Source organism: Cellulomonas pakistanensis (genome assembly GCF_016862755.1).
Lineage (GTDB): Bacteria > Actinomycetota > Actinomycetes > Actinomycetales > Cellulomonadaceae > Cellulomonas > Cellulomonas pakistanensis.
This window is the reverse complement of record NZ_BONO01000051.1, coordinates 1-736: the sequence shown is the minus strand read 5'-3', so window position 1 is coordinate 736 and position 736 is coordinate 1. Positions and strand designations below refer to the sequence as shown.

Here is a 736-nt window from a genome sequence, read left to right as displayed (position 1 = left end):
AGTCCGGTGATCCGTGCTGCGCGTCAGTCCGGCTCGGCCTCGCTCGGCGCGGGGTGAGTTTCGTCTCCGTCGTGCTGCGTGCGCGGTGGATGCCGGCTTGGTGGTGCCCCCGCACGTGCTGGCGCCGGCGTCGCGCCTGAGCCTGCTGGGGCTGGTGCCCGTCCGTCCTGTGCGCGTCCGGTCGACCGCGCGCCGGGGGCGGCACGGGCGTGACTCGCGGCACGACGGGCGAGCACCGTCCAGGGCAGGTGCTCGATGCGGGGTCTGGGGGTCCCGGATGAGACGATGGTCGGCGGTCGATCTTGAGGAGCAGCTGGACATGAGCAGCGACGGGCGCGGGACGCGTTCGGCGGACGAGGGCGGGCGCCGCAGCGGCGGCGTCGGCCGGTACGGCAACCGGGGCGCGGCGCGCTCCGCCGGCGACGAGCGGCCCGCCCGCACCCCGCGCGTGGCGGGGCAGCGGCGCAGCGGCGGCGACGAGCGCGGGTGGCGTTCCGCCGTCGAGCAGAGCGGCACCGCCGGCGCGCGTGGCAGCTCCGCCCGGGGCGACGAGCGGCCGCAGCGCACCGAGCGTCGCGACGAGGGCGGTCGCGGGTACGGCGGCGACCGCCGGCAGGGCGGCGACCGTCCCCGCGGCGCGGGGGAGGGCCAGCGCCCGCAGGGTGGCGGACGTCCCTACGGTGACCGGGACGCGGGCCGGCGCTCCTTCGAGCGTCCGCAGGGTGGCGAGCGTTCT

At 78.8% G+C, this 736-nt stretch carries 1 pseudogene; it reads left to right on the top strand.

Annotation, left to right across the window (positions count from 1 at the left end):
• Nucleotides 1–319: 319 nt before the first annotated feature.
• Nucleotides 320–736: pseudogene (locus tag Cpa01nite_RS18375) on the top strand (hypothetical protein); the annotation flags it as partial.